We start from the raw sequence: 1,492 nt of genomic DNA on the forward strand, positions 1-1,492 counted from the left end.
GGGATCGGGGCGCGGGGGCCGTGGGAGCCGGTGCGGACCGGGTTCACGCCCGGCCAGGAGAACGAGTTCATGATCAAGTGGCTCAAAGGCGAACATATCAAGATCAAAGTCTGAGGACGTTAATCGTGACACGTGCATCGTCACAGGGAGGCTGTTGCGTATAACGAATAACGGTTAACGATTAACGAGGAGGAACACCATGCCGGAAGTCTATAATTGGCAGCTGGGGCGGAAGATGCTGTATCCCTATGAGGAACGGCATCCGAAGTGGCAGTTTGCCTTTGTGTTCAACATCAATCGGTGTTTGGCCTGCCAGACCTGTAGCATGGCCGATAAGTCGACCTGGCTCTTCTCCAAGGGCCAGGAATACATGTGGTGGAACAACGTGGAGACCAAGCCCTATGGCGGGTATCCGCAGTTCTACGACGTGAAGATCACGCAGTTGATCGAGCAGGTCAATCCGGGGGGCCAGGTCTGGAACGTGCGGGTGGGCCGCAAGCACCATGCGCCCTATGGCGTCTTTGAAGGGATGACCATTTTCGACGCGGGGGCCAAAGTGGGTCAAGCGGCGATCGGCTACATTCCGACGGACCAGGAATGGCGGTTCGTCAACATCTACGAAGACACGGCCACCTCGATGCGCGCCCTGGTCGAAGGGATCGACAAGACCGGCTTCTCGCGCGACGAACCCTGGAAAATGACCGGCAGCAGCCTGCCGGAGCATGAAACCTTCTTCTTCTATCTCCAGCGGATCTGCAACCACTGCACGTACCCCGGGTGCTTGGCGGCCTGTCCCCGGAAGGCCATTTACAAGCGGCCGGAAGACGGCATCGTCCTGATCGACCAGAACCGCTGCCGCGGGTACAAGAAATGTGTCGAGCAATGTCCGTATAAGAAACCGATGTACCGGGGCACGACCCGGGTGAGTGAAAAGTGTATCGCCTGTTATCCGCGCATTGAGGGGAAGGACCCGTTGACCGGCGGGGAGCCGATGGAAACCCGGTGCATGGCGGCCTGCGTCGGCAAGATCCGCATGCAGAGCCTCGTGCGGATCGGGGAAGACGGCCTGTGGGCGGAGGACCGATGGCATCCGCTGTACTATGCGATTCGGGTCGAGCAGGTGGCCTTGCCGCTGTATCCGCAATGGGGCACGGAGCCGAACGGGTTCTACATCCCGCCGCGGCACTCGCCCCGGGGCTATGCCCGGCAGATGTTCGGGCCCGGCGTGGACAATGCCATTGAGAAATACCTGGTGCCGAGTCGGGAACTGTTGGCCGTGCTGCAGCTCTGGCGGGCCAGCCAGCAGATCGTGTTCCGGTACGACGTCATCCCGGGGCCCAAGGTCTTTGAAACCCAGATCCATGGGAAGCGGTTCGAGATGTACAACGACACCGTGTTGGGCTTCAACAAGTCGGGGAAGGAAGTGGCGCGCATTCAGGTCGAAGAGCCGATCTACATCCGGCCCGCCGAGCGCGTCACCTGGTTGTAGGCC

1 protein-coding gene is annotated in these 1,492 nt (G+C 60.3%); it reads left to right on the top strand.

What is annotated here, in order from left to right; all coding sequences use genetic code 11:
* Positions 1–199: 199 nt before the first annotated feature.
* Complete coding sequence (locus A4E19_18065; protein OQW34603.1) at positions 200–1,489, top strand: nitrate oxidoreductase subunit beta; 1,290 nt, start codon at positions 200–202, stop codon at positions 1,487–1,489.
* The last annotated feature ends 3 nt before the right edge of the window (positions 1,490–1,492 follow it).

It is taken from the genome of Nitrospira sp. SG-bin1, assembly GCA_002083365.1.
In the GTDB taxonomy this organism is placed as follows: Bacteria; Nitrospirota; Nitrospiria; order Nitrospirales; family Nitrospiraceae; genus Nitrospira_D.

Coding starts and splice junctions, on each gene's coding strand:
- A4E19_18065 (OQW34603.1), top strand. CDS start 200: ATGCCGGAAGTCTATAATTGGCAGCTGGGGCGGAAGATGCTGTATCCC.